Genomic DNA, 26,371 nt, shown 5'->3' on the forward strand with positions numbered 1-26,371 from the left:
CGGATTATTCAATTGAGGGGTAATGTTAAGGAAAATGGAAGTTGTACTGAAGGATTTATGTAAAAAATGATTATTCAGAGGAAAGATTGAATAATCTCTCACCAGATTGAGCCCGGTTTTTTTATGCCTTATAGCATGTTTAAAAGCGCACCATCCGGCTGCAAATTCGAATTATTGGAAGCGATTTTGGATAGTTTCTCAACAATAGCGCTGCTATTCTCTTCAAATAATCGGGTATCGCTTCTGCAATAATCAAATTTTCGCTGCGAATTTTGGCTTTTAAACATGTTCTTAATCCTCATTTCTTTGTTCTAATTTTAAAAAAACGCAAGTGTAACCATTTTTCATCTTTCTCATTTTCTGAAAATTAAAGGCATCGCTGTTCATTATTCGGGATTAACTGTTCCTCCATTTTATTCAATTTTTTCCCAGCTAAAAATAGTAGCACCCCTTTTGTGGTTTGTTGTCAGATTAATAGGGTCGTGTTTGCTGATTTATTAATAGTACAAAATTGGGAAAGCTTGTTTCCTCCCATGGAAAGAAACTGAAATAGGAAAAATCCTTAAATTTTTTTCCATCTGCAGTCAGACGAAGATCATAATCTGGGTTAAGTATAAATAATCCGGCTATAAGCAATGAGCAAAAAAAACTCCTGTCCGTTGGGAGCAGGAGTTTTTTTCGATAGATCAACCTGTAGAATTGTCCGCTTCTTGCTGGCGTAGAAGCTCTAACTTTTCTCGTTCCAGTTGCTCCTGTGTGGCGCGCAGCTCTTCTAGATTTTGTTGAAGCTCCTCTTCTTTTTCTTTGAGTTGCTGAGCTTGTATTTGGGAATCATTTAATAGATTTTGGGTTCTGATACTTCCTTTGATATTAAAAATACTAGAAGCCAGGGTTTCGGATACTTTTTCGATAAAAGCAATTTCATGTTCCTGAAATTTGTTGAAACTCGCCAATTCCAGAACCCCAAAAATTTGCTCATTTACAATTAATGGAGTAATCAGGATACAAGTTGGAGTAGACTCTCCCAGTCCGGAGGTGATTTTTACATAGTTTTGAGGGATTTCGGTTAAAAAGATAGAAGCTTTCTCTAAATAACATTGACCGACCAGGCCATCCCCAATTTCCACTTTTTTTTCTTCGAATTTTTTCCGCTCATAGGCATAGCAAGCCACCATCTCAAGGAAAGGCTCTTTTTCGGTCTCTTCTTCCAATAAAAAGATAGCCCCTTGATTAGAATTGGTGTATTTACAAATAAACCGAATTACCTGATCGTAGAGATCTTCAGCGGACCTTTCATAATTGCGCAGCACTTCCGCAATTTGCGCCAGGCCGTTAGAGGCCCAATTTCTTCTTTTGTTTTCTTCATCATTGGTCTTTAGGCTGTCTCGCATTTTGATTAGGGCAATTCCCATAGAATCTTTCTCGCTGACCTGCTCGAAATCCTGATCATAATTCCCTTTGCCAATTTCATAGGAAAACTTGATTTTACTTTCAAGTCCCTCCGTCAGGGATTTCATGGCGATAATCATTTCATGAATTTCATCTTTGGTTCTTCTTTCAGGAATATCAATGATTTCTCCCTGACCTAAAGCGATGAGGCCATCCTTTAAATCCAGAATGGGTTGGATAACCTGTTTCCGGATATAAAGGGAAGCAATAATAGAAACAGCTGCCGTTAACACAAAGGTGATGATCATCAAGATCAGGATAAAGTTGTTGGCGGTAGCTTTGGCCTCTTGTCCTTCCAACAGTTCTTTTTTCCTGGCTTCAATGAATTGACGAAGCATGGTATTGATTTCATTTCTTTTTGTCAGAATATCTCCTTCTATTAAAAGTATGGCTTTTTCAACGATTTCGTCGTCCATATATTGCTCATCGCTGGCTAATAGCTGAGTGATTTTCTTTTCCAGTAAAACCAGGCTATCAATGGAGGGAATGGTTTGCCCTACAGCCTCTCTTAAAGATGGTAGAGGCTGTGATATTTGCTGAATCTCCAGTGCAAGGGCGGGCATTTCCTCATTCAGGATTATTTTCAAACGATTCTGCGCGTCCACATTGGGGTTGAATACCCAATTATAGGTGAGGTCATAGCTGTTATTGATCAATTGCTGATATCGAATTAACCTTTCCTGCAAAGGGAAGTTAATTTCAACAATTTGCCGATCCAGTTTATTATTTTTGTGAATCAGGAATATCGCCAGGCCTCCCGCTCCGAATACCATTAGCATTATAATAATGTAAGAGGTTCGAATTTGGGCGCCAATTCCCATTGTTTTCTTCTCTTTCATTACAATGTTAATTTGTAAACTACTTTTACCTTTGAGTTATTGGCCACTTTTTTGGCATCGACGAAGCCAATGGCTCCTTCCGTACTTTCGATAAACTCAATGATTTCTTCGGAGGAGCCGAACTTATCCTGAGGTTTCTCTGCATTTTGATATTGTCGGGACATAAAGTACTTTTCAACCTTTTCAGCATTCATTTTTAGGATTTTCTCATAAAATGCATCCTGGTAAACATTGGAACTTTGAAAGTCCGTCGGCCGAATGTATTTGTTATTCTGTGGCCATCGTTTCTTTATGCGCCTAAGCCAGTAAAGTCTTACATTACCAGCTTCCATTTGGTCAACGGGGTTATTGGCATTCACAATAATGACCATTTCCTGAGCTTTTAGGCTTGTTGGAGCCAATACTCCAGTAAGAAAAAGTACAAAGCCAAAGCAGATAAAGTATTGAATATTTTTCATAGCCATAAATTTTAAAAGCCAACAGCGATTTGAATCCCAGCCCAGTGGGAGTCGGTATCATTTACTACAGGAGTACCAGCGGGTCCAAAGGGAGCATCATGCCCATCTCGATATTTGTATTCTACCTTAATGACCGCATTAGGGGTGAAATTATAGCGAACTCCCAGACCGTAAAGATTATCTGAACTATCAAATATTTTCTCGGTGGGGTAATCCATTACAAAAGCAGAATACTGATACATGAAGTAGGGAGTTAATTTTCCTAAATGATATCCTGTGTAAAGGAATATGTCATCCTGAACAACGGACTCATCCAAATCAATCCCGACTTCATCAGGGTGCCAGCGGGAAAAGTGGTATTCCGCAATCACTTCCCAAGGAGTAAAGCCCTCCATATAAACTAAAGAAATGGCGCTTTTATTAATACTGGTATTTTGTAACAATACTTTATATACCCGTTCCCTATCTGTCGTAATGCCAATTTGCTCACTGATCACGGGATTAAATATTCCCATAAGCCCATTTTCACCTAAAATTTCTATAGCATCTTCATAAGCCTGATCTTCAGGTATTTTGTCGTGCTTAAAGGAATATCCCAAACGAAGACTTTCCACAGGCTCAAAATGCAGATCGAAGCCCCAGGTTAGCCCATTAAAAGAATTGAAATATTGGGAAGTTCTTCCAGGGCCAAGAAAGAGGGAGTATCCAAAATTGTATCTGGAAATTCCCTGACCTTCCAGTTGTAAGGCATAATCGGTAATCACCGCAAATTCGGATTCCTGAAGGAAGGATGGCCGTTCGATAGTGGGCTGCGTAATGGCTCCTCCCCGATAAAAAGCATTGTTCCAATAACCAATGGGTAAAGTTGTTTTTCCGATCTGAATACCGAAGTAGTCAGAGAAATTGTATCGCATAAACAGGCGATGTAGGTTTGGTTGGAATATCAGAGAGGAAGTGGCTTCGTCGAAGGAATTTTCAAGGGTAAATTCGCCTAAAAATGAAAACCGATCTCCAAAATTCGCAGTGGCCATGATGGTGAACACGGCCTGGTCAAAGTTGATTTGAGTAGTGTTGGTTTCATTTGTTTTGTCAATTTGATTATTATAAACCCCTCCGGTATGCGCAAAATATCGGATATTGTAACTGCTTTCAGATTGTGCGAAGGCATTTTGATAAAGGAAAGTCATCAAAAGCCCGATCATCAAAAATAGTCTCATTTTTTCTATGGTTAGGTTGGTTATTATGGATGAATTGATTTGTTTTTTGATGTAACAGGCTTTGGGACGGATGTCTTTTCTAATTCTATTTTTTAGATGAAAGTTTTGTTTGATTTTTATCAAAACTCTCTATTGTTTTCACGATTTGTCGAATTTTTATTCTTTTCAGAATTGGGATTTTAGTTTTAAATGAACGCTTGGAGTTCAGTGCATGGCTTTTTTTTATAGACCGTTGTTTTATAAATGAAAAAGGTACATGAATGCGGATTTTCCCTTTTTTGACATTATGCACTGCACAGATTGATTGATCATGAGATTTTCTTTGCTCGAAGCAGCTTTCAATTTTTATTCTTAGTGGCTAATTCCATTTCCTTTTTCAGATTAAAAGGCGCTGTATGATCCTTATTTTGGGCAGGGCATAGCGGGGCCATGATATTTATTCCCGAGGTTTTTTTTAGTTTTTCTTACCCTTTTATAGGGATGGAGAAAAGTTTTTCAAGCATTAATACTAATAAATATCACTAAAAAACATGATAAAACTCAGCTTGATGTGATCAGTTCATCCCTGTTTTTTTGTATTTGTCTGAAGAATTGATTGTTCTTAAGGGAGGTTGAAAAGACTAATAGTTCCAAAAACTTACATGTGAGGCCGGGGTTTAGTAGATAGAACTGAAAGGGGAACTCAAAACTTAACCGAATGAGCTTTAAAAAATTTACCTTAAAATCGGGAATATTTATTTTCCTGATGTTTTTGCCATTTTTTGGTAACGGACAAATTGGTTTTAATAAGTCTGTTTTAAAAAATCTAAGTATCACCAGCCCTACTGCCTTAAGGTTTGGTCCGGACGGTAAACTTTACGTCGCCGAAGTTTCGGGCGTAATCAAGGTTTTAACCATTAGTCGGACAGCGGCAAATTCCTACACGGTTACCAATACGCAGGTAATTGATTTGGTTAACAAAATTCCTAATCATAATGATGACGGTACTAATATTGGGAGCACGGCCAGACTGGTGACCGGGCTTACGGTTGCCGGAACAGCAAGTAATCCTGTGATTTATGTGACCTCCAGTGATATCCGGTTCGGGGCAGGAACGGATAATGGGGAGGTAGACCTGGATACGAATTCGGGAACGATAAGCAGGCTAACCAAAAGCGGTTCTTCCTGGGTAAAGGTAGATATAGTACGTGGTTTACCCCGGTCTGAGGAGAATCACTCCACTAATAATTTAAGATATACCACAATAAAAGGTAAGCCTTACCTTTTGGTAAGTCAGGGCGGCATGACCAATGCAGGTTCTCCATCAGGGAACTTTGCCTATATCACTGAATATGCGCTTGCTGCCTGTATACTCTCCATTGATCTTTCTGTCATTAATAGTATGCCGATAAAGGGCAGCGGCAACAATAAATACATTTATGACTTACCCACATTGGATGATCCTACCCGAAATAATGCCAACGGAATTAATAGTCCTTTTCAACAAGGCTATAATGGGATTGATATAGGAGATCCATTTGGGGGAAATGATGGTTTGAATCAGGCTAAATTAGTGCCCGGAGGCCCTGTTCAGGTATACGCTCCAGGCTTTAGAAATACGTTTGATTTGGTGGTAACCGAAGCCGGGAGAGTTTACGCTACCGAAAATGGTGCAAATGGTGGATGGGGAGGATATCCCAAAAATGAAGGGCCGCAGGGAAATGTCACCAATGAATATCAGCCGGATCAGCCCGGCTATATTTCCAATAAAGATCATTTACATTTGATTACCGGAATTGGAACAAACAAAACCAAAGAAAACTATGTTTCAGGTTCTTCCTATGGTGGTCACCCCTGTCCGATAAGAGCGAATCCCACCGGGGCTGGTTTAACGACGCATGACTATAATGATGGCGGAAATAACGGGGTTGCAGGTTTTAAATTCAGAACCCAGTGGACAGGTCTGGCGGATAAAACCAATACCCTGCCCTACGACTGGCCTCCTGTTCCGGCCAGCATGGCCAACCCGATTGAAGGAGACTATCAGAATCCGGGAGATGATAATTCCATTGCGATTTTAGATAACAATACCAACCCCATTGACGAGTATACGGCGAGTAATTTTGGAGGGGCGATGAAAGGGAACCTGATTCTGGGGAAAAACCAGGGGGGGATGCACCGCATTGTCTTAAACAGTAACGGGACAGTTGAAAAGCTGGAAATGAATAAGTTTACAGCGGATGGTTATATCCTGGCGGTGGATTGTTTAGGGGATAATCAGCCATTTCCCGGCACTATTTGGATTACTACTTTTAGTACTTCCATCATGGTATTGGAACCGAATGATTATGATGGAAATACGGGGGGCGGAAGCTGCTTATCTCCGGGTCAGTCTGGCTATAGTGCTTCGGCTGATTATGATAATGACGGTTTCACCAATGGCGATGAAATTTCAAATGGTTCGGATCATTGTTCCGGTGCTTCTACTCCTCCGGATTTTGATAATGATAAAATTTCAGATTTAAATGATACCGATGATGATAATGATGGTATTCCCGATTATCTCGATCCTTTTCAAATGGGACAACCTTTTAATTTACCGGTAACCAACGAGTTGTTTTCGGGAAATCCTACTTTAGGAGGTTATTTGGGGCTGGGATTTACGGGTTTGATGACCAATAAAAATCCCAATGACAACTACCTAAACTGGCAGGATGATCCATCAGAAAGCTCATCCGACATTGATGATATATTAGGGGGAGCCATAGGAGCTGTGACCATGTACCAAACCACAGGAGATGCGGTTTTTAATAATCAGGAAAAAGCCTATCAATATGGGGTGAATGTGGATGCCAGTACAAAACCATTTACGGTCAATGGGCGGTCATTTAAGCCCTTTCAAAATTTCGTAGGGGTACAGTCCCTGGGCATGACCCTCGGAAATGGGGATCAGGATAATTATCTTAAGGTAGTCATCAATAAAAACGGTTTCCAGATTTTAGTAGAGAATGAAGGAAATGTAGTTTTTGATAAAACTTATGCGGGTCCGTCTCCTTCCGATTTTATAGATTTCTATTTTATGGTGGATCCTGCTTCCGGAAAAATTCAGGTGAAATATGCCATGGATGGAAGTGCGATTTTTGATATAGATACTTACACCGCAACGGGAAAAATTCTTCAGGCCTTACAAAGTAACAACGTACCCCTTGCTGTGGGCATTATCGGAACTAATTTTGGGCAAACAGGGGAATTTGCCGCAAACTGGGATTACCTGAATGTATTGTACCAGGACGGTTCCGGGCCAAGTGGCGGCACGTCTGATGGTACGGTGTTATATCGTGTGAATGCAGGTGGGGCTGAGGTGGCTTCCATTGACGGTGGACCGAACTGGGGAACAGATACCAATAACGCGAATAGTCAATATTTGTCAGAACCCGGGACAAACTCTACTTCCGGGACTTCAGGCATGAGCCTACATAGTTCTGTAGATGCATCAAAAGTGCCACTTGCTGTTTTTTCCAAAGAACGCTTCGACTTTAAAACGGGTGCAGATATGCAATATAGTTTTCCGGTTACCAATGGCACCTATGAGGTTTGCCTTTATATGGGAAATAGCTATGAGTTCACAAGCGCTGTAGGTAGCAGGGTGTTCAATGTGCAGGCGGAAGGTAATAATATCTTCACCAATTTAGATTTGATCAGCCAGTTTGGGCATAAAAAAGGTGGGGTGAAAACAGCCTCAGTTTCGGTTTCCGATGGTTTCCTGGATATTTCCTTCAGTCATGTGACAGAAAACCCGCTTATCAACGCCATCGAAATTAAATCCTCTTCAGGCGGTAGTTCTACCACTTTTTATGCTGATAATGATCAGGATGGCTATGGAGATCCCGCTATCAGCGTCCAGGCTTCTGATCCACCAAATGGCTATGTCGCCAACAATGGGGATTGCAATGATAATAATGCGAATATCAACCCACTTGCTTCCGAAATAGCTGATGGAATTGATAATAATTGTAATGGACAAATTGACGAAGGGCTGACTACCGCCGGTGTGCTTTTCCGGGTGAATGTAGGGGGAACCAGCTTATCATCGATCGATGGTGGTCCTAATTGGCAGGCCGATACCAAGGGATCTCCTTCTGTATATTTATCTTCCGCCGGATCAAATACTACCTATACATCCAATTTAAGTAGTCTTCATAGCTCCGTGGACCCAAGTGTAACCCCTGCCCAGGTCTTTAATACTGAGCGTTATGATGTGGAAGGTGGAGCCGTTTTACAATATACCTTTCCGGTGACCAATGGAGATTATGTACTGAAACTATTCCACGGAACGAATTATTCGAAAACGAATGATCCGGGAGAACGCGTCTTTGATGTAGTGGTTAATGGAGTGACGGTGGTCAATAATTTTGATATGATTTCCGCTTTTGGTTTTGCAAAGGGTGGGGCGTTGACGATCCCGGTGAAGGTAAGCAATGGGCAAATTCAATTGCAGTTTAACCATGAAGTCCAAAACCCTCAACTATGTGCAATAGAAATCAGTGGGGAAGGCTCCGGTGGAGAGCAGACCTTCTATTTGGACAGTGATAGGGATGGATTTGGGGATGATAGTAAAACCGTAATCGCCTCCACAAGTCCGGCGGGATATGTTTCACAGGGCGGAGACTGTGATGATGGAGATAATTCTGTTTATCCAGGGGCTACCGAAATTTTTGATGGCTTGGATAATAATTGTAATGGAGAGGTAGATGAAGGGCAGTCTGATAATGAAATTCTTTACCGGGTGAATGCCGGAGGATTCCCTGTGGATGCCATAGATGGCGGTCCGGACTGGGAATGGGATTTGAAAAACAATCCAAGTGTCTACCTTTCTGATCCGGGTAGTAACACCATTTATCCCTCCAATATTAGTAGCCTGCATTCTTCCGTAGATCCTGCTCGTGTGCCCTTGGCCATATTTGGGTCTGAACGTTGGGATATGGAAGGTGGGACAGAGATGGCCTATTCTTTCCCTGTACCAAATGGAAACTATACCGTGGTATTTTATTTAGGTGATAGTTATGCGGGCACTGGCGTTCAGGGGGCTCGGGTATTCGATATCGAAGCAGAAGGCGTAACCATTATTGATAACCTCGATTTGTTCAATTCTTTTGGACTGGCTAAAGGAGGCATGAAGTCGGCTATTGTCAGTGTAAGTGATGGTAAGCTGGATATCAAGTTTGAACATGTGAAGCAGAATCCATTGGTGAATGGAATTGAAATATTAAAAGGAATTCAAAATTTGAGGGTGATGACCGAAACAGATCTGGAAGCAGATAATGCTTTCAGGATTCAAACTGACAATAGTGAAATGGCAGAGGCTATTCTCATAGATAAAGCCGGTGAGCTCTCCATTTTACAATTGAATGGTCAGCAAATCCTGAGTAAAACTGTTGGAGCAGGGGAAATGATACCTCTGGAACAATATAATGGAGGCTTATATTTGGTATTTTGGACGGATGGAAACCTTCGCCAAAGAGCAAAAATAAAAATGAAGTAACTATTATTGCTTTCAAGGTTGGCTGTTGGATATGTCTTATTGATCAACCCATAAATTGTATATGAGAAATGATTTTAGCGCGTACAATTCTGCAGCCTTGACTGAATAGAAGAAAACTCGTTTTTCGATGCCCTGAGGGACTAAAACGGTTTACCCCATGGAGAATTGAAGGGGCGTAAAGGTAAAATCTGAAATTTTCGAGCGTATTACAGCACTGTTACCTGCTTCCTTGGAAAACTAGAAATAGAGGGCTATTCCCTAATTTTTCTTAGCTTGCAGCTTACTAAGAATTGAAGCATGTATAATGCGATTTAATTTAAAAAAAGGGGGAAGATTGATCTTCCTCTTTTTTTATGAAAAATGGGATCTAAACCATTATGAATATGGTATTTTTTCATTCTAATTATTGTGAATCTGTATTTTTTAAAACGATTGCACTTCTTTGAATTGAAACAGTGATCAGGTCTAACTATAATCCAATTTTATGGTATTATCTTTAGTTGGACTGAATACCATTGAATTATTATTATGAAAAAATTATTTTACGGATTGGGCCTGCTTTCTGTGCTAAGCCTTTCCGCTTGTTCGGAGGAGCAAAAGCAGGAAACCGCCGATTCCAAAGTAAGCCAAAGCATTGAAACCCCATTTTTCTGGGAAAATGCCAATGTCTATTTCCTGCTGACAGACCGTTTTCAAAACGGAGACAAAAGCAATGATCTGAATTTTGAAAGAACCAAAGAGACCGGTCCTTTAAGAGGTTTCATGGGGGGAGATATTAAAGGAATCACGCAAAAAATTGAAGAGGGTTATTTTACTGACCTCGGCATTAATGCCATTTGGTTTACTCCTGTAGTGGAGCAGGTGCACGGTTCTGTGGATGAAGGTACTGGAGAAACTTACGCTTATCATGGCTACTGGGCAAAAGACTGGACGGCATTGGATCCAAACTTCGGAACCATGACGGAGCTGGAGGAATTGATTGAAAAAGCCCATGCCAAAGGTATCCGTGTTTTGTTGGATGTGGTGATTAACCATACCGGTCCGGTGACGGAGCAGGATCCGGTTTATCCTTCAGATTGGGTAAGAATCAAGCCAAAGTGTGCGTATAATTCCTATGAAACTTATGTGGATTGTACTTTGGTAGAAAACCTACCGGACGTGTTGACGAATTCCGATCAGGAAGTGGCTTTGCCTCCGCACTTGGTGGAAAAATGGAAGAAAGAGGGTCGTTTAGACGAAGAGGTCGCAAGCTTGAATGCCTTTTTCGAGCGTACAGGTTTGCCACGTGCCCCTCGTTTTTACATTATGAAATGGCTTTCTGATTATGTAAGAAAGTATGGCGTGGATGGCTTCCGTGTAGATACCGTGAAACATACCGAAGCGGGAATTTGGGAAGAGCTAAGAAAAGTAGTGGTGGAGGCTTTCGCCGATTGGAAGAAAGAGCACCCGGCGAAAAAGCTGGATGACAATGACTTCTATATGGTAGGAGAGGTTTATAATTATGTGATTTCTTCCGGCCGTGATTTCTCTTATGACGGAGATACCACGGTGAATTTCTTCGATAACGGATTCAAAAGTTTAATCAACTTTGAATTTAAATATGATGCGCAAAAGCCATATGAGGAGCTTTTCGCTAAATATGACGCGCAACTATCAGGCGTACTTTCGGATAAATCGGTGATGAACTACCTGACTTCTCATGACGACGGTGCTCCTTTTGATCCGGATCGTAGTCGTGCGATGGAGGCAGCCACTAAACTATTATTGACCCCTGGTGCTACTCAGATTTATTATGGAGATGAAACTATCCGTCCATTGGTGTATGAGGGAGCGGTAGGAGATGCGAACCTTCGTACCTTCATGAACTGGGAAGAGCTATCAGAAAATGTTGAACGTGGCGGACACAAAGCTCAGGATGTTTTTAACCATTATGCCCGATTGGGGAAATTTAGAATTGCTCATCCGGCTGTGGGGGCTGGACGACACCAAATGATTTCGGAAAGTCCGTATGTTTTTTCCAGAAAATTGGATAAAGATGGATTTCAGGATCAGGTGGTGGTTGCCCTGGATTTGACAGAAGATCAAAAGGAAATTTCGGTATCCGATGTTTTTCAGGAAGGTGACAAGGTAATGGATTACTACTCCGGACAAACCGCTACGGTAAAGGACGGTAAGGTGGCAATAAAAGCCAAAAATGGAATCCTGCTAATAGGGAAATAAGATTGTTATATACAATTTACGTAAAAAGCCACTTCTGTAAGGAGTGGCTTTTTTTGTTAAAAAAAGAGAAATATTACATCATAAAAGCGGGTAAATTTTCTCCTATTTATATAAAAAAATACTTGTTTTTTTCATGTGATGAAATAATCAGTTTTAAAACGGTTAAAATCCTAAACGTCATTACAATCTCATTTATTACAAGGCTCATGAATTTGGAGGACAAAACCATTCCTAATCTAATTTTGTTGCCGCTTTAACTTGACTTTTATTCGCTTAAAATGTGAATAAAATAAGAAAATTAGCGTTTTTATATATTTTCAACTGGTTTCATGTGATTTTTAGGGGTAAAGAAAGTAGTTTTTCAATACCAGCCTAAGGGCGCTCTCATCTGAATTTAAGCTTGATGGTCGGCTCAACTTCCTTTTTCCGAGCGACATCGATATTTTCTTTAGATAAAATATACAGACTTGACCAAATATTACATGAACAGATTTTTACTGCTCTCACGAATTTTTTGTGCTTTTTTTTGTATTGTCATTTTTTTGGTACTCAGCAAAAATGTGGCGCTTGCTCAGGAAAGTAACGTGCATTATGTCCCGCCATTCTTCTATAAATTATACAAGGATGGCTCAAACAGTGGGAGTACAAATAACCATGATGTCAATGAGCATTTTGCCATACTTTCTACCAATGAAAATGTGGATGTGGACGTTGAGTTGAAATACTACTTAAATGGAAGCTTAAACGTTTTGGGCACTTATACAGTGAGTAAAAGTGGTCCACTTCGATTGAAGCTGGCAGATTATAAATCCGGAGACGACCAGGTCAGTGATGCTGAATTATTTGGGGACAATAATGCGGGAGAAGAAAGTAATCTACACGCTTTATCAGTGACCGGTCCGGATGGTACCGTAAAATCAGTAGATCGTAGAATAAAAGATTTTCTTTTATTAACCGAAATGAACTTGACCGGTCATGTTTTACCTGCAGGTGGGTTGGTGTTTGAAGCGGTGAATCCTGAACAGAAGTTCTTTTTAAACATCACTCATTTAGCAGATCCACAGGCCGGGATTTTAACCTCTAAAGGAGAGTTTGCAGCCGGCACAAAGTTTTTTACCGGACATATGGTATCCGGTGGTTCCAATAACAGTGAGCGTCGAAATCATTTTGTTTCTTTTATGGCATTAGAAGATGGAACTCAGGTCAATATTGCTGCTGGTAATGGGTTTCAATTTTTTAATCCTTCAACAGGGGCTTATGACCTTTTGGATGCTAACTATAGTCGTTCTGTGGTGCTGAACAAAGGGGAATCCTATATAATGGGCTACCATTTCAAGGATAATTGGCACAACGATAGCAGTGATAAAATTAATGATGTCAATGGTACCTTGCTTACCACCAATGGTAAGAAAATTATTGTCAACTCCGGTTCCTGGAATGCTGGCGGGAATTCTGGTTATGGTCATGATATCGGGATAGACCAATTGGTACCGGTGGATTATATTGGGGAAGAGTATATTATAGCGAGGGGACCCGGAGAGGAGAAGCGATCTGAAATTGAGCAAGTCATTGTTGTCGCGACGGAGAACAATTCCATATTAGAAGTAAATGGTGTAAGGTATTCGTGGGGAGGTTCCGAAATCAAAGATGCGGGAGAGTATTGGATCGTGACCAATGATCAGTACAAAGGTACAGGAAATCAAGCCTATATGTATTTAAAGACTACTCAGCCCTCCTATGTATACCAAACAGTGGCGGGAGAAAGAGAGGGTAGTGGTCAAAATACGCCCGGTATGTTCTTGGTGCCTCGCCTGAATTGTAATGGCGCCCGAAATGTAACGGTATCCTTTGCAAAAACATTGGGTGCTCCACAGGTTCGCATTATTGCACGTACCGATCACTTAAAATATAAGCTCGATAATGGCTCGGAGTTGGATTTGCTCGGGGCTACCCATGGTGTTCAGATTTCAGAGGCTTCTGATTGGTATTTGTATACGATTACAGATGCTCATGATTTATATGAAATTTGGTCCGCTGATGGCGTATCACCGGTGAATGTAGCCTTAACTATTGCCAGTGGTAATATTGGTGCCGGCGGATTTTACTCCGGTTTTGGTGAAGTACCGATTATTACCATGACGCCCGAACTGGAAAAAAGGGGACTTTGTGCAGGGGATGCAACACTTGAGGTTTCAGGCCCACAAACGGGTTGGATATATAATTGGTATAAGGATGGTGTATTAATCCCTGAAGCATCGGGTTTGGATAAAACCTCCTATGAGGTGACTGAAGTTGGAGAGTATCGGGTAACTGCGGAAACAGGATGTGGGGATGTGACTTACCCTTCGGATCCCATCGAAATTTTCCCCTGTCTGGAGATTGACCCCATGTCCATGGAGGTGGATGAAGATGCCGGAGTTGTATCCGTTTTGGTAAAAAGACTACAAAGTTTTGCGGATGACGTGTTTTTTACGTCCAAAGTGGAGGATGTTTCTACCAATACCATGAGTGAGTTTCAAGACTACACCGTGCAAACTATCGCAAGTAGAATTAAGGCTTCAGAGTCACAAACGGCCATGACCTTCCAAATCACCGATGATCACTTTGATGAAAATGATGAGATTTTTAAGGTGATTTTCTCCGAACCTTATAATGCTACTTTTTCAGCCGATGAAATTGAGGTGCCGATTACCATTAAGGATAATGATCCGGAACCTTATATCAAAGTCATTCCACCTAATAGCTCCGCTACTGAGGGAACAGATAATTCACTTACCTTTACCATCCAGATGGCCAATGGGATGAATCCTTTTTATGGCTCTGGTAAATTGGTGAGCTTTGATTATCAATTCTCAGATGTAACAGCTACTTATGGGAGCGATTATACGGTTGCGCCCGTTTCAGGGACGGTTATTTTTCAGCCGGGAGAAACGCAGAAAGAAATTGTAGTAGATATTATTGATGATCCCTATAATGAAGACCAGGAAACCTTTGAGTTAACCCTTTCCAATGCCGTAAATGCGCAGGGTTTTGAGGAGGCTGGAATTCAATCATCGATTACGGTGTCGGCTAAGATTGATGATAATGATCCGGAACCAGTGGTCGTCATCACCACTACACCAGCAACGGAGGGGAATCCGATAGTCTTTACTGCTGAATTACAAAACGCAGGGGTGGCGGTAAAAAGTGGAAAAGAAATTCAGTTTTCTTATCGCACGCAGGATGTTACTGCCGAGGATGGTTTAGATTATACCGGTGGGAATGATATTGTAGTAACGATTCCTAAAATGACGGAATCCAAGACTTTTGAAGTTCCAACTTTGACGGATGCTATAGCGGAATCAGCAGAATATTTTGATGTATATTTTTATAATCATCAAAATGCAAAAAACTCTTCCAATGGAAGTACCAATACCCTTAAGGCACAGATTAATGATTCCAATGCCTCACCGGAATTGAGTTTATCTTCGGCCACTACCATCGAGGGTGGAGATTTGGTTTTCAAATTATCGACCACCATTCAGGCAAGTGAGGATATAACCCTTGGGTACCGGACGGAATTATTTGAGGCCAAGTCGGGAATGTTTGATTTTATAGGGAATGGGTCGATAACCATCCCTGCTGGTGATTTGGAGACCACCATTACAATTGCTACTTATGATGATGATGTAGTGGATGGTAACAGAAGGATGAAATTAATCCTAAAGGAGGCGACCGTATCCCCCTCAGGGATTACTTTTTTTAATAGTACAGCTTTTGGAACTATTTTGGAAGACGACGAAACGCCAGTGGCCAATGATGATCTGTTCACTTATCAGGAGACGGATATTGGGACAACTTATAGCGGAGATGTCAGCCTGAACGATACCGGAAAAGGGATGACGCCCGAATTTTCTTTATTGTCGCAAGACTTTACCATTGCAGAGGGAGAGTTTACCTTTAATACCGATGGTTCATTTGATTTTACACCCGTGGCAGATTTTTACGGGACCCTCACTTTTACATATGAATTAGAGACCAAGGTAGGTAAGGCTAGTGCCACGGCAACGATCGAAATCACGAATGTGAATGATGTGCCTACGGCCTCGAATGATAGTTATACCTTAGACGAAGGAACCACCATCACCAAACTATTCACCGTAGGTGGACTAGGAGATGGTGGAATTGTATACTCCATCATCGCGCAACCTTCTAAAGGAACGGTGGCCATTACCAATCAGGTAACCGGTGAATTTGAGTACACTTCCGTTTCACCGGATTTTGGGCAAGATGAATTCACCTTCCAGGTAAAGGATGTGGATGGAGAAGTGGCTTCCGGAGTCATCACCCTAGATATTAATTATGTCAATTATTTTGCACCGGTAGCGGTGGCGGATGAATTCACCATTAATGATGAAGGGCCAGCTGACCTGGATGTATTGTTGAATGATACGGACCAGGATGGGAATGCCTTGAAAATAGATAAGCCCGCAATTTTTGAGATCAAAAGTCAGCCGGCCCAAGGAAATGTGGTTTTTGATTATGATAAAAATGTGGTCAAGTTCACACCGGTAGCAGGAGGTACCGGAACATTCTATTTTACCTATTCTTTCAGAGATAAGCCTGATGGCAATAATACCACCAATACTTCCAATACGGTTACCGTTAAGGTGAATGTGATTTCTAATAATCAACCGCCGGTAGCGAATTGCGTGGCAGGGCCGGTTACCGTCTCTCTGGATGCCAGTGGCAACGGAACATTGAATGCCGTCGATTTAGATAATGGAAGTTCCGATCCGGATGGTGATGCGATTACTTTTGCTTTAAGTCAAAGTAATTTCTCTTGTTCCGACATCGGAAATGGAACGGTCGATTTAATCGTGACCGATGCGAAGGGCGCCTCTTCGACTTGTTCGGTGCCGATACAAGTGGTGGATCCTATTGCGCCGATCGCCCGAGCTTATGCAGATATTGAAATTGACCTGTTACCTAATCAATGTTCGGTAACCCCAAATTTCGCCGTTCCCATTTTTGATGATAATTGTAAAGGAGAAATCTCCGGTCAATATGTGTCTGGTGTGGTGCCTTCCTCCAATCTTTCTGCGGGAAATTATACCGCCACCTATAAGGCCAATGATGGAAATGGTAACGAGAGCACGATTACATTTAACATAATCATTAAGGATGTTACCGCTCCGGTTATCCAAAGTCGTCCTGATTTTAAACTTCAGTTAGGAGCGGATGGCAGTGCCATTTTGCTTCCTTCCGATTTGGATAATGGAACGAGCGATGATTGTGGAACGTCCACGCTGAAATTTGAGCAAGCTGGAGTTTTGGTGGATCAGCTGACTTTTGAATGTGCCGATAAGGGAACGCAAACAGTGAAGTTGGTGGCCGTGGATGATTCCTATAACCGTTCGGAAAAAGACGTGCAATTTGAAGTGGAGGATAAAATCCTTCCAACGGCAGATTTGAAAGCGACGGTAGATGTGAGCTTGGATGAATTTGGAAAAGCGACATTAACCACTGCTCAAATCATTCAAGGAATTGGAATCCAGGATAATTGCGGGAATTATACTGTACAGTTTAGTCAGCAAGATTTTGATTGTTCCGATGTTGGGTCTAAAGGCGTGACGGTAACGATCCGTGATGATTCAGGCAATGAAATCACTGAAAATGTACAGGTGGTGGTTCGGGATGAAATGTTCCCAACGATCAATGCAAAATCAGCAGTAACATTGAATTTGGATGCCGACGGGAATGCGACTTTATCTGTTGCTGATGTCGAGATCGGCTCTACCGACAATTGCGGTATTCAAAGCAGAAGCTTGTCAAAAACAACTTTTGCTTGTGGCGATCATAATTCAACCGTGACTTATTCGGTAACAGATGATCATGGAAATGTCTCTACCACGGACATTACGGTAAAACTGATCGATCCGGTAGCACCAGTGGTATTGACTCAAAATATTACTGTGGACTTGTTGAGTACTTCGGGAGTGACCATTACACCGGAAATGATCGACAACGGATCAACGGATAACTGTTCCGCACTTACTTTTTCTCTGGACAAAATGTCCTTTAATTGTAGCGATATTGGTACAAACACGGTGACGCTGACCGCCAAGGATGCCACCGGCAATACGAGTACCCAAACAGCCACCGTGACGGTGGAGAATAAGATAACTCCAACTATTGTCGCGAAAAACGATGAGTTAATATTGGGAGCCGATGGAACGGCGACGCTTGATCCTTCAAGTTTAGACAATGGCTCCACTGGAGCTTGTGGTGGATCACTTACATTCACCGCCGATAAAACGGATTTTTCTTGTTCCGATATTGGCGACAATAATGTGGTACTGACCGTGGAGGATGGTGATGGAAATACCACTTCCACTACAGTCATCGTAACAGTGAAGGATCAAACACCGCCTTCGGTCTTGACGAAAAACTTTGAATTAACCCTTGATGCAAATGGGCAAGGGACTATTACGGTGTCTGATATTGACAATGGTGTTTCCGATGCTTGTGGCATTAAATCGCTCCTTTTAGATCAACAAAATTTCAGTTGTGCAGATCTTGGGGACAATACGGTGACACTGAAGGCTGAAGATGTTAATGGCAATTCGGCCTCTGCTACTGCTATAGTAAAAGTAGTCGATGGGGTTAAACCCAATGTGGTCACTCAAAATATTACGGTCTATTTGGATGCCGATGGATTGGCTACTATTCAAGCCATTGATTTGGATAATGGCTCCTCGGATGCTTGTTCTTCTACGCTTTCTTTCTCAGCGGATAAAACGAATTTCACCTGTGGCGACTTACTAGCACCGGTTCCTGTGACCCTAACCGTTACTGATGAAGCGGGTAATTCCGATTCAGCTTTGGCTTATGTTACTGTAAAAGATGACCAAGCCCCAACATTAAATAATGTTCCAACGGATATTATTGTAAATACAGCAAGTGGTCAGTGTGATGCCGTGGCGACCTGGGCAGAAATTACAGCCAATGATAACTGTTCCGCAACTTTATCGATCAGCCATAACAGCGGTGATCGCTTTCCAATAGGAGAAACTGTGGTGACTGTAAGGGCTGAAGATGGCAGTTCGAATTCGATGGTGGCAACATTCAAAGTGACCGTAATGGACAAGGAAGCGCCAACTTTGGATGCTCCATTAGCAGACATTTCCGTTCCTGCGATTAATGGACAATGTGGAGCAATGGTGAACTGGAGTACCATTACCGGAACAGATAATTGTGGAAATGTAACCGTAACCACTAATCATAATAGTGGGGATACCTTCAATGTGGGGACAACGAAAGTAACCGTGACCCTGGAGGATGAAGCAGGCAACACAACGATTGAGCAATTCAATGTAATTGTAACAGACGAAGAAGCCCCAACCATCTCCAACCTGCCCACAGACATCACTGTTTCAGCAGATGCTAATCAATGTGATGCGGTAGTGACCTGGACTGCGCCGACAGCAAATGATAATTGCGGTATTCAATCATTCACTGCTGATTATGCTTCTGGAGCAACTTTTGGTATAGGAACAACGCCGGTAACTTATACTGCTATTGATAATAGTGGAAATGAAATTGAAGCGTCCTTTAATGTAATAGTAGAGGATCATCAGCTTCCGGTGATTGATAATTTACCGGCCAACTTCACGGTCGATGCCGAAGCCGGAAAATGCGAAGCCGTGGTGAATTGGCCTGCGATTACCGCTTCTGATAATTGCAGTGGCGTAACCCTTGAGGTAAGCCCAGCGAATGGAAGTACCCTTCCTGTAGGGGCGCATACCATCACGGTGACAGCTAAGGATGCTTCTGATAATGAGGTTTCTGGAACTTTTGAGGTAACGGTAGTGGATGTTGAGGCTCCTGTGCTTGTTGGTCTGCCCGCAAATATGACCCTTCCTGCAGAAAATGGGATGTGTGATGCGGAGGTTATTTGGCCTGCCGTTAGCGCCACTGATAATTGTACAAATGTTACCATTACGAGTACGCATAATAGTGGAGATCGATTCAGTGTAGGAACAACGGAGGTCGAATTCACGGCCACCGACGATGCAGGAAATAGTGTTTCGGGAACCTTTGAGGTGACTATTGAGGATAAACAAGCTCCTGCATTTAATGCGTCTAATATTGAATTGGCCTTGGGTACTGGCAACCAAGTGACCTTAAGCGTTGACGATGTTATTTCTGATTTGGTGGAGAACTGTGGCGTTCAGTCAAAAGCATTAAGTCAAAGCACCTTTGATTGTGATGATCTTGGAGAAAATGTGGTAGAGGTATCCGTCATTGATATTCATGGAAATGAAACCAAAAAATCAATCCTCCTTACGATAAAGGATGTTTCCGATCCAATTGCGGTAGGTAAGGATCTTATCCTTGATTTGGATGCTAATGGAAAAGCAACATTAAATCCATCTGATTTAGATGATGGTTCCACCGATGGTTGTGGAGGGACACTTTCGTATTCCGCGAGTCAAACGGAATTTGATTGTGGAGATATCGGAGGGAATACCATCGTATTTACCGTGACGGATGAAAGTGGCAATGCGTCTTCAGTAAATGTCACCGTTACGGTTCAGGATTTGATCAAACCAACCGTCCTCACCCAAAACATCACCGTGTCCCTAGATGCTTCAGGCAGTGTCACCATCACGCCGGAAGCTATCGACAACGGTTCTTCCGACAACTGTGGCATCGCTTCCATGACCTTGGATAATACCACATTTGATTGTAATGATATCGGAGCTCAGACGGTAATCTTAACCGTAACCGATAATAATGGCAACAGCGAATCCGGAACTGCCACGGTAACAGTGGAAGATAATACCGATCCAATCTTAGCGGTACAAGACATCTCTGTTCAGTTGGATGCTTCCGGAACGGCGAGCATTGAAGTGGCAGATATCGTGACCGCCCAATCTGATAATTGTGGCATCGCCAATGTGACCTTAAGCCAAAGCAGTTTCGATTGTGCGAACATCGGAGCCAATACGGTAACCGTAACACTGACCGATAATAATGGGAATGTGGTAACGGAAACTGCTACGGTAACCGTGGAGGATAAGCTAGCGCCAGTGGTGAGTACGCAAGACATCACCGTGAAATTGGATGCTTCAGGTGTCGCGACAATCACGGTAGATGACATTGACAATGGATCTACCGATAATTGCGAGATCGATAGCAGAACATTGGACATTACTTCTTTTGATTGTTCGGCTGTGGGCACACCTCAAACGGTAACCCTAACCATCACCGACAAACAAGGAAATGTAGCGAGTGAAACCGCAATTGTAACGGTAATTGAGGACATCAAACCAATCGTCCTTACTCAAAACATCACGGTGTCTCTTGATGCTTCAGGCAGTGTCACCATCACCCCGGAAGCTATCGACAACGGTTCCTCGGACAACTGCGGCATCGCTTCCATGACCTTGGATAATACCACATTTGATTGTACTGATATCGGAGCTCAGACGGTAATCTTAACTGTAACCGATAATAATGGCAACAGCGAATCCGCAACCGCCACGGTGACGGTAGAAGATAATATCGATCCAATCTTAGCGGTACAGGACCTCACTGTTCAGTTGGATGCTTCCGGAACGGCGAGCATTGAAGTGGCAGATATCGTGACCGCCCAATCTGATAATTGTGGCATCGCCAATGTGACCTTAAGCCAAAGCAGTTTCGATTGTGCGAACATCGGAGCCAATACGGTAACCGTAACACTGACCGATAATAATGGGAATGTGGTAACGGAAACTGCTAACGTAACGGTAGAGGATAATGTCGACCCAGTGGTGAGTACGCAAGACATCACCGTGAAATTGGATGCTTCAGGTGTCGCGACAATCACGGTAGATGACATTGACAATGGATCTACCGATAATTGCGAGATCGATAGCAGAACATTGGACATTACTTCTTTTGATTGTTCGGCTGTGGGCACACCTCAAACGGTAACCCTAACCATCACCGACAAACAAGGAAATGTAGCGAGTGAAACCGCAATTGTAACGGTAATTGAGGACATCAAACCAATCGTCCTTACTCAAAACATCACGGTGTCTCTTGATGCTTCAGGCAGTGTCACCATCACCCCGGAAGCTATCGACAACGGTTCCTCGGACAACTGCGGCATCGCTTCCATGACCTTGGATAATACCACATTTGATTGTAATGATATCGGAGCTCAGACGGTAATCTTAACCGTAACCGATAATAATGGCAACAGCGAATCCGGAACTGCCACGGTAACAGTGGAAGATAATACCGATCCAATCTTAGCGGTACAAGACATCTCTGTTCAGTTGAATGCTTCCGGAACGGCGAGCATTGAAGTGGCAGATATCGTGACCACGCAATCCGATAATTGTGGTGTTGCCAATGTGACCTTAAGCCAAAGCAGTTTCGATTGTGCCAACATCGGGGCGAATACGGTAACCGTAACACTGACCGATAATAATGGTAATGTGGTAACGAAAACTGCTACGGTAACCCTGGAGGATAAGCTAGCACCAGTGGTGAGTACGCAAGACCTCACGGTGAAATTGGATGCTTCAGGTGTCGCGACAATCACGGTAGACGACATTGATAATGGATCTACCGATAATTGCGAGATCGATAGCAGAACATTGGACATTACTTCTTTTGATTGTTCGGCAGTAGGGACGCCTCAAACGGTAACCCTAACCATCACCGACAAACAAGGAAATGTAGCGAGTGAAACCGCAATCGTAACGGTAGTAGAGGACATCAAACCAATCGTCCTTACTCAAAACCTCACCGTGTCTTTGGATGCTTCAGGCAGTGTCATCATCACGCCGGAAGCTATCGACAACGGTTCCTCGGACAATTGTGGCATCGCTTCCATGACCTTGAATCAGACCACATTTGATTGTTCAGCAGTAGGCACACCTCAAACGGTAACCTTAACGGTAACCGATAATAATGGCAATAGCGAATCCGCAACCGCCACGGTAACAGTGGAAGATAATACCGATCCAATCTTAGCGGTACAAGACATCTCTGTTCAGTTGAATGCTTCCGGAACGGCGAGCCTTGAAGTGGCAGATATCGTGACGACACAATCTGATAATTGTGGTGTTGCCAATGTGACTTTAAGCCAAAGCAGTTTCGATTGTGCGAACATCGGGGCGAATACGGTAACCGTAACACTGACCGATAATAATGGTAATGTGGTAACGGAAACTGCTACGGTAACCGTGGAGGATAAGCTAGCGCCAGTGGTGAGCACACAAGACCTCACGGTGAAATTGGATGCTTCGGGAATGGCGACAATCACAGTAGAGGACATTGATAATGGATCTACCGATAATTGCGAGATCGATAGCAGAACATTGGACATTACTTCTTTTGATTGTTCGGCTGTGGGCACACCTCAAACGGTAACGCTAACCATCACCGACAAACAAGGAAATGTAGCAAGTGAAACCGCAACGGTAACAGTGGAAGAGGACATCAAACCAATCGTCCTTACTCAAAACATCACGGTGTCTCTTGATGCTTCAGGCAGTGTCACCATCACCCCGGAAGCTATCGACAACGGTTCCTCGGACAACTGCGGCATCGCTTCCATGACTTTGGATCAGACCACATTTGATTGTAATGATATCGGAGCTCAGACGGTAATCTTAACTGTAACCGATAATAATGGCAATAGCGAATCCGCCACCGCCACGGTAACAGTGGAAGATAATACCGATCCAACCTTAGCGGTAAAGGACATCACCATTCAATTGGATGCTTCCGGAAATGCAAGCATTGAAGTGGCAGATATCGTGATGACCCAATCTGATAATTGTGGCATTGCCAATGTGATCTTAAGCCAAAGCAGTTTCGATTGTGCGAACATCGGAGCGAATGCGGTAACCGTAACACTAACCGATAATAATGGCAATGTGGTAACGGCAACATCCACAGTAACGATAGAGGATGCTGTTGCACCAGTGGTGAGTACGCAAGACATCACCGTGAAATTGGATGCTTCGGGTGTGGCGACAATTTCTGTAGATGACATTGACAATGGATCTACTGATAATTGCGAGATCGATAGCAGAACATTGGACATTACTTCTTTTGATTGTTCGGCTGTGGGCACACCTCAAACGGTAACGCTAACCATCACCGACAAACAAGGAAATGTAGCAAGTGAAACCGCAACGGTAACAGTGGAAGAGGACATCAAACCAACCGTTCTCACCCAAAACATCACCGTGTCGCTAGATGCTTCAGGCAGTGTCACCATTACGCCAGCAGCTATCGACAACGGTTCTTCCGACAACTGTGGCATTGCTTCCCTGACCTTGGATCAGACCACATTTGATTGTTCAGCGGTAGGCACACCTCAAACGGTAACCTTAACGGTAACCGATAATAATGGCAATAGCGAATCCGCAACCGCCACGGTAACAGTGGAAGATAATACCGATCCAACCTTAGCGGTTCAAGACATCACTGTTCAGTTGGATGCTTCCGGAACGGCAAGCCTTGAAGTGGCAGATATCGTGACGACACAATCTGATAATTGTGGTGTTGCCAATGTGACTTTAAGCCAAAGCAGTTTCGATTGTGCGAACATCGGGGCGAATACGGTAACCGTAACACTGACCGATAATAATGGTAATGTGGTAACAGCAACCGCTACCGTAACGGTACAGGATAATGTCGCACCGATATTGCAAGTGAAGACACCAATTGATCTGTATTTGGATGCCAATGGCCTAGCCAGGCTTCAGGTGGCAGATGTTGATAACGGAACCAGTGATCCTTGCGGGATTGCGAAGCTAAGCCTATCTCATACCGATTTCAACGGAGCCGATTTAGGAAGCCAAACAATAGTCTTTACCGCAGAGGATGTGAATGGTAATATTTCCACCACCAATATTCAGGTGAATGTGCTGGATAATATCGCACCGGAATTCACCATCCGACCATTTATTGAATTGGAGCTTGATGAACAAGGTGAAGCCAAACTAACCGCCGAACAGTTGTTTGCAGAAGCACCATCCGACAATGTGGGCATTGATCGTATTGAAATTTCGCAGACTGACTTTGACTGTGCTGATGTGAATCAAAACGTGGATGTCATCGTGGAGGTATTTGATACTTCCGGTAATAAAAAGTCCGGTCTGGCAGTGGTGAAAGTGCTGGATAATATCCTGCCGGAAATTACCGCTCCTGCAGATAGAACGGTGAACTTGGTGACGGATTGTGAGATCATCATTCCTGATTTTGGAACCGCTGTCGTAACTGATAATTGTACCGTGGACTATAGCCGACTGACACATGACGCACCAGCGGTATTCCCCTTAGGGGAAACGAACGTGAAATGGTTGTATCAGGATAAAGCGGGCAATGTGGTAACGGTAGTGCAGAAAATCACAGTGGTAGATGATAGGAAGCCTGTCATTACTAATATGCCGACCTTAGAACCAATACCGGCAACGCAAGGGCAATGCGGTGCTCAAGTCAACTGGACTGCACCAACGGCGAGCGATAACTGTGAATTGTTGTCCTTCTCTTCTGATATTCCGCCTAACTCCTTCTTCTCCATCGGAACGACCATGGTGACCTATACCGCCGTAGACAGAGGTGGCAATACCACCACAGCCACCTTTGAAGTAACGGTGGAAGATCGGGAAGCGCCGGAAATTATTTGTCCGGCAACCATTCACCTGTTTCCTGAATTGGGCTTGACCTATGCATTGGTGGGCCAGTTACAGGATCCTCAAGTGAATACAACCTGTAATGAGGTAGTTACGATCACTAACGATGCCCCTGCACAACTGCACTTCGGTACCCATCAGATCAACTGGACCGTCACCGATAATGCTGGAAATGTCGCGACCTGTCAGCAGACCATCGTGGTGGACGATCCGGCCGACCTGACCATTATTAAAGATTGTCCGAAGGACTTTTCCGGCTATGCAGATGAAGGAGAATGCGATTTGGCTTTGAAGCTAAATGAACCGGTGTTGAACGATTGGGTGCTGAACGCCACCATCACTTCCGACCAGCCGGAGTTCTTCCCTATAGGCACGACCTTGGTCACCTGGACTGTAACCGATGCCTGGGGCAATACCGAAACCTGCCAGCAATCAATAGCCGTAGAGATCGATCCCGAAAGTGTGATGGTGGCCGAGGGCATACCGGAATTACTGGCCAATCCAAACTGTGTGTTGAAGCTTCCGGATCTGACTGAATATGTGGAGGTGATGCTCCCTTGCTTCGGCGAGACCACCATTCAGCAATCCCCGCTGGCGGGCGAGCTGATTACTCCGGAACGGGACTTTATTTCAGTCACTTTCAAGCTGGTAGATGCGGAAAATAAGGAGGTGGGAACACTGGTAGAGGAGATTTTTGTTCAATGTCTTGACCGTTTTGAAGTGCCGAACATGATCTCCCCGAATGGTGATGGCTACAACGACCGATTGGAAATCCCGACCATTGAAACTTATACCGGTACCGAACTGATGATCTTCAACCGATGGGGACAGGAAGTATTCCGCCAGCGGAATTATTCAAATGATTGGGACGGGCGATCGCAGTCAGGAAAGCCATTGCCTGCCGGCACTTACTATTACTCACTGAAAAAGGATGGGGAAGAACACCAGTCCGGATATATTCACATCGTACTTTAACCTT

General features: G+C 43.2%; 6 protein-coding genes. 3 read left to right on the plus strand and 3 right to left on the minus strand.

Annotated features, from left to right (window positions below; all coding sequences use genetic code 11):
- Positions 1 to 686: 686 nt before the first annotated feature.
- Genes AAA970_RS18585 through AAA970_RS18595 form a run of 3 tightly spaced genes read right to left on the minus strand, consistent with a single transcriptional unit; the run spans position 687 to position 3,963 of the window.
- A complete protein-coding gene (locus AAA970_RS18585) occupies positions 687 to 2,288 on the minus strand; it encodes a GAF domain-containing protein (RefSeq protein ID WP_338238396.1) in 1,602 nt (533 codons plus the stop codon).
- Positions 2,288 to 2,746 (minus strand): hypothetical protein, encoded by a 459-nt coding sequence (locus AAA970_RS18590; RefSeq protein WP_338238397.1) that lies wholly within the window; start codon positions 2,744 to 2,746, stop codon positions 2,288 to 2,290. The genes AAA970_RS18585 and AAA970_RS18590 overlap by 1 nt, the downstream gene beginning before the upstream one ends.
- An 11-nt stretch (positions 2,747 to 2,757) precedes the next feature.
- Complete coding sequence (locus AAA970_RS18595) at positions 2,758 to 3,963, minus strand: porin family protein (protein WP_338238398.1); 1,206 nt, start codon at positions 3,961 to 3,963, stop codon at positions 2,758 to 2,760.
- Between the two features lie 697 nt (positions 3,964 to 4,660).
- Between AAA970_RS18595 and AAA970_RS18600 the strand changes: the two genes are divergently transcribed.
- From AAA970_RS18600 to AAA970_RS18610, 3 genes are all read left to right on the plus strand, one after another.
- The gene (locus tag AAA970_RS18600) at positions 4,661 to 9,484 is read left to right on the plus strand and encodes a malectin domain-containing carbohydrate-binding protein (RefSeq protein ID WP_338238399.1); all 4,824 of its coding nucleotides are present in this window, start codon (positions 4,661 to 4,663) and stop codon (positions 9,482 to 9,484) included.
- A gap of 528 nt (positions 9,485 to 10,012) precedes the next feature.
- Positions 10,013 to 11,704 carry an alpha-amylase family glycosyl hydrolase gene (locus tag AAA970_RS18605; protein WP_338238400.1) on the plus strand — a complete coding sequence of 564 codons (1,692 nt, stop codon included), beginning with the start codon at positions 10,013 to 10,015 and terminating at the stop codon, positions 11,702 to 11,704.
- A 482-nt stretch (positions 11,705 to 12,186) separates the two neighbouring features.
- Positions 12,187 to 26,367, plus strand: coding sequence for an HYR domain-containing protein (locus AAA970_RS18610; protein WP_338238401.1), 14,181 nt, complete (start codon positions 12,187 to 12,189; stop codon positions 26,365 to 26,367).
- Positions 26,368 to 26,371 lie beyond the last annotated feature (4 nt).

The organism is Persicobacter diffluens, assembly GCF_036244895.1.
GTDB lineage: Bacteria > Bacteroidota > Bacteroidia > Cytophagales > Cyclobacteriaceae > Persicobacter > Persicobacter diffluens.

Bases quoted from the DNA above. Each gene is read 5' to 3' on its own strand.
- AAA970_RS18585 (WP_338238396.1), bottom strand. From the start codon at position 2,288: ATGAAAGAGAAGAAAACAATGGGAATTGGCGCCCAAATTCGAACCTCT.
- AAA970_RS18590 (WP_338238397.1), bottom strand. From the start codon at position 2,746: ATGAAAAATATTCAATACTTTATCTGCTTTGGCTTTGTACTTTTTCTT.
- AAA970_RS18595 (WP_338238398.1), bottom strand. From the start codon at position 3,963: ATGAGACTATTTTTGATGATCGGGCTTTTGATGACTTTCCTTTATCAA.
- AAA970_RS18600 (WP_338238399.1), top strand. From the start codon at position 4,661: ATGAGCTTTAAAAAATTTACCTTAAAATCGGGAATATTTATTTTCCTG.
- AAA970_RS18605 (WP_338238400.1), top strand. From the start codon at position 10,013: ATGAAAAAATTATTTTACGGATTGGGCCTGCTTTCTGTGCTAAGCCTT.
- AAA970_RS18610 (WP_338238401.1), top strand. From the start codon at position 12,187: ATGAACAGATTTTTACTGCTCTCACGAATTTTTTGTGCTTTTTTTTGT.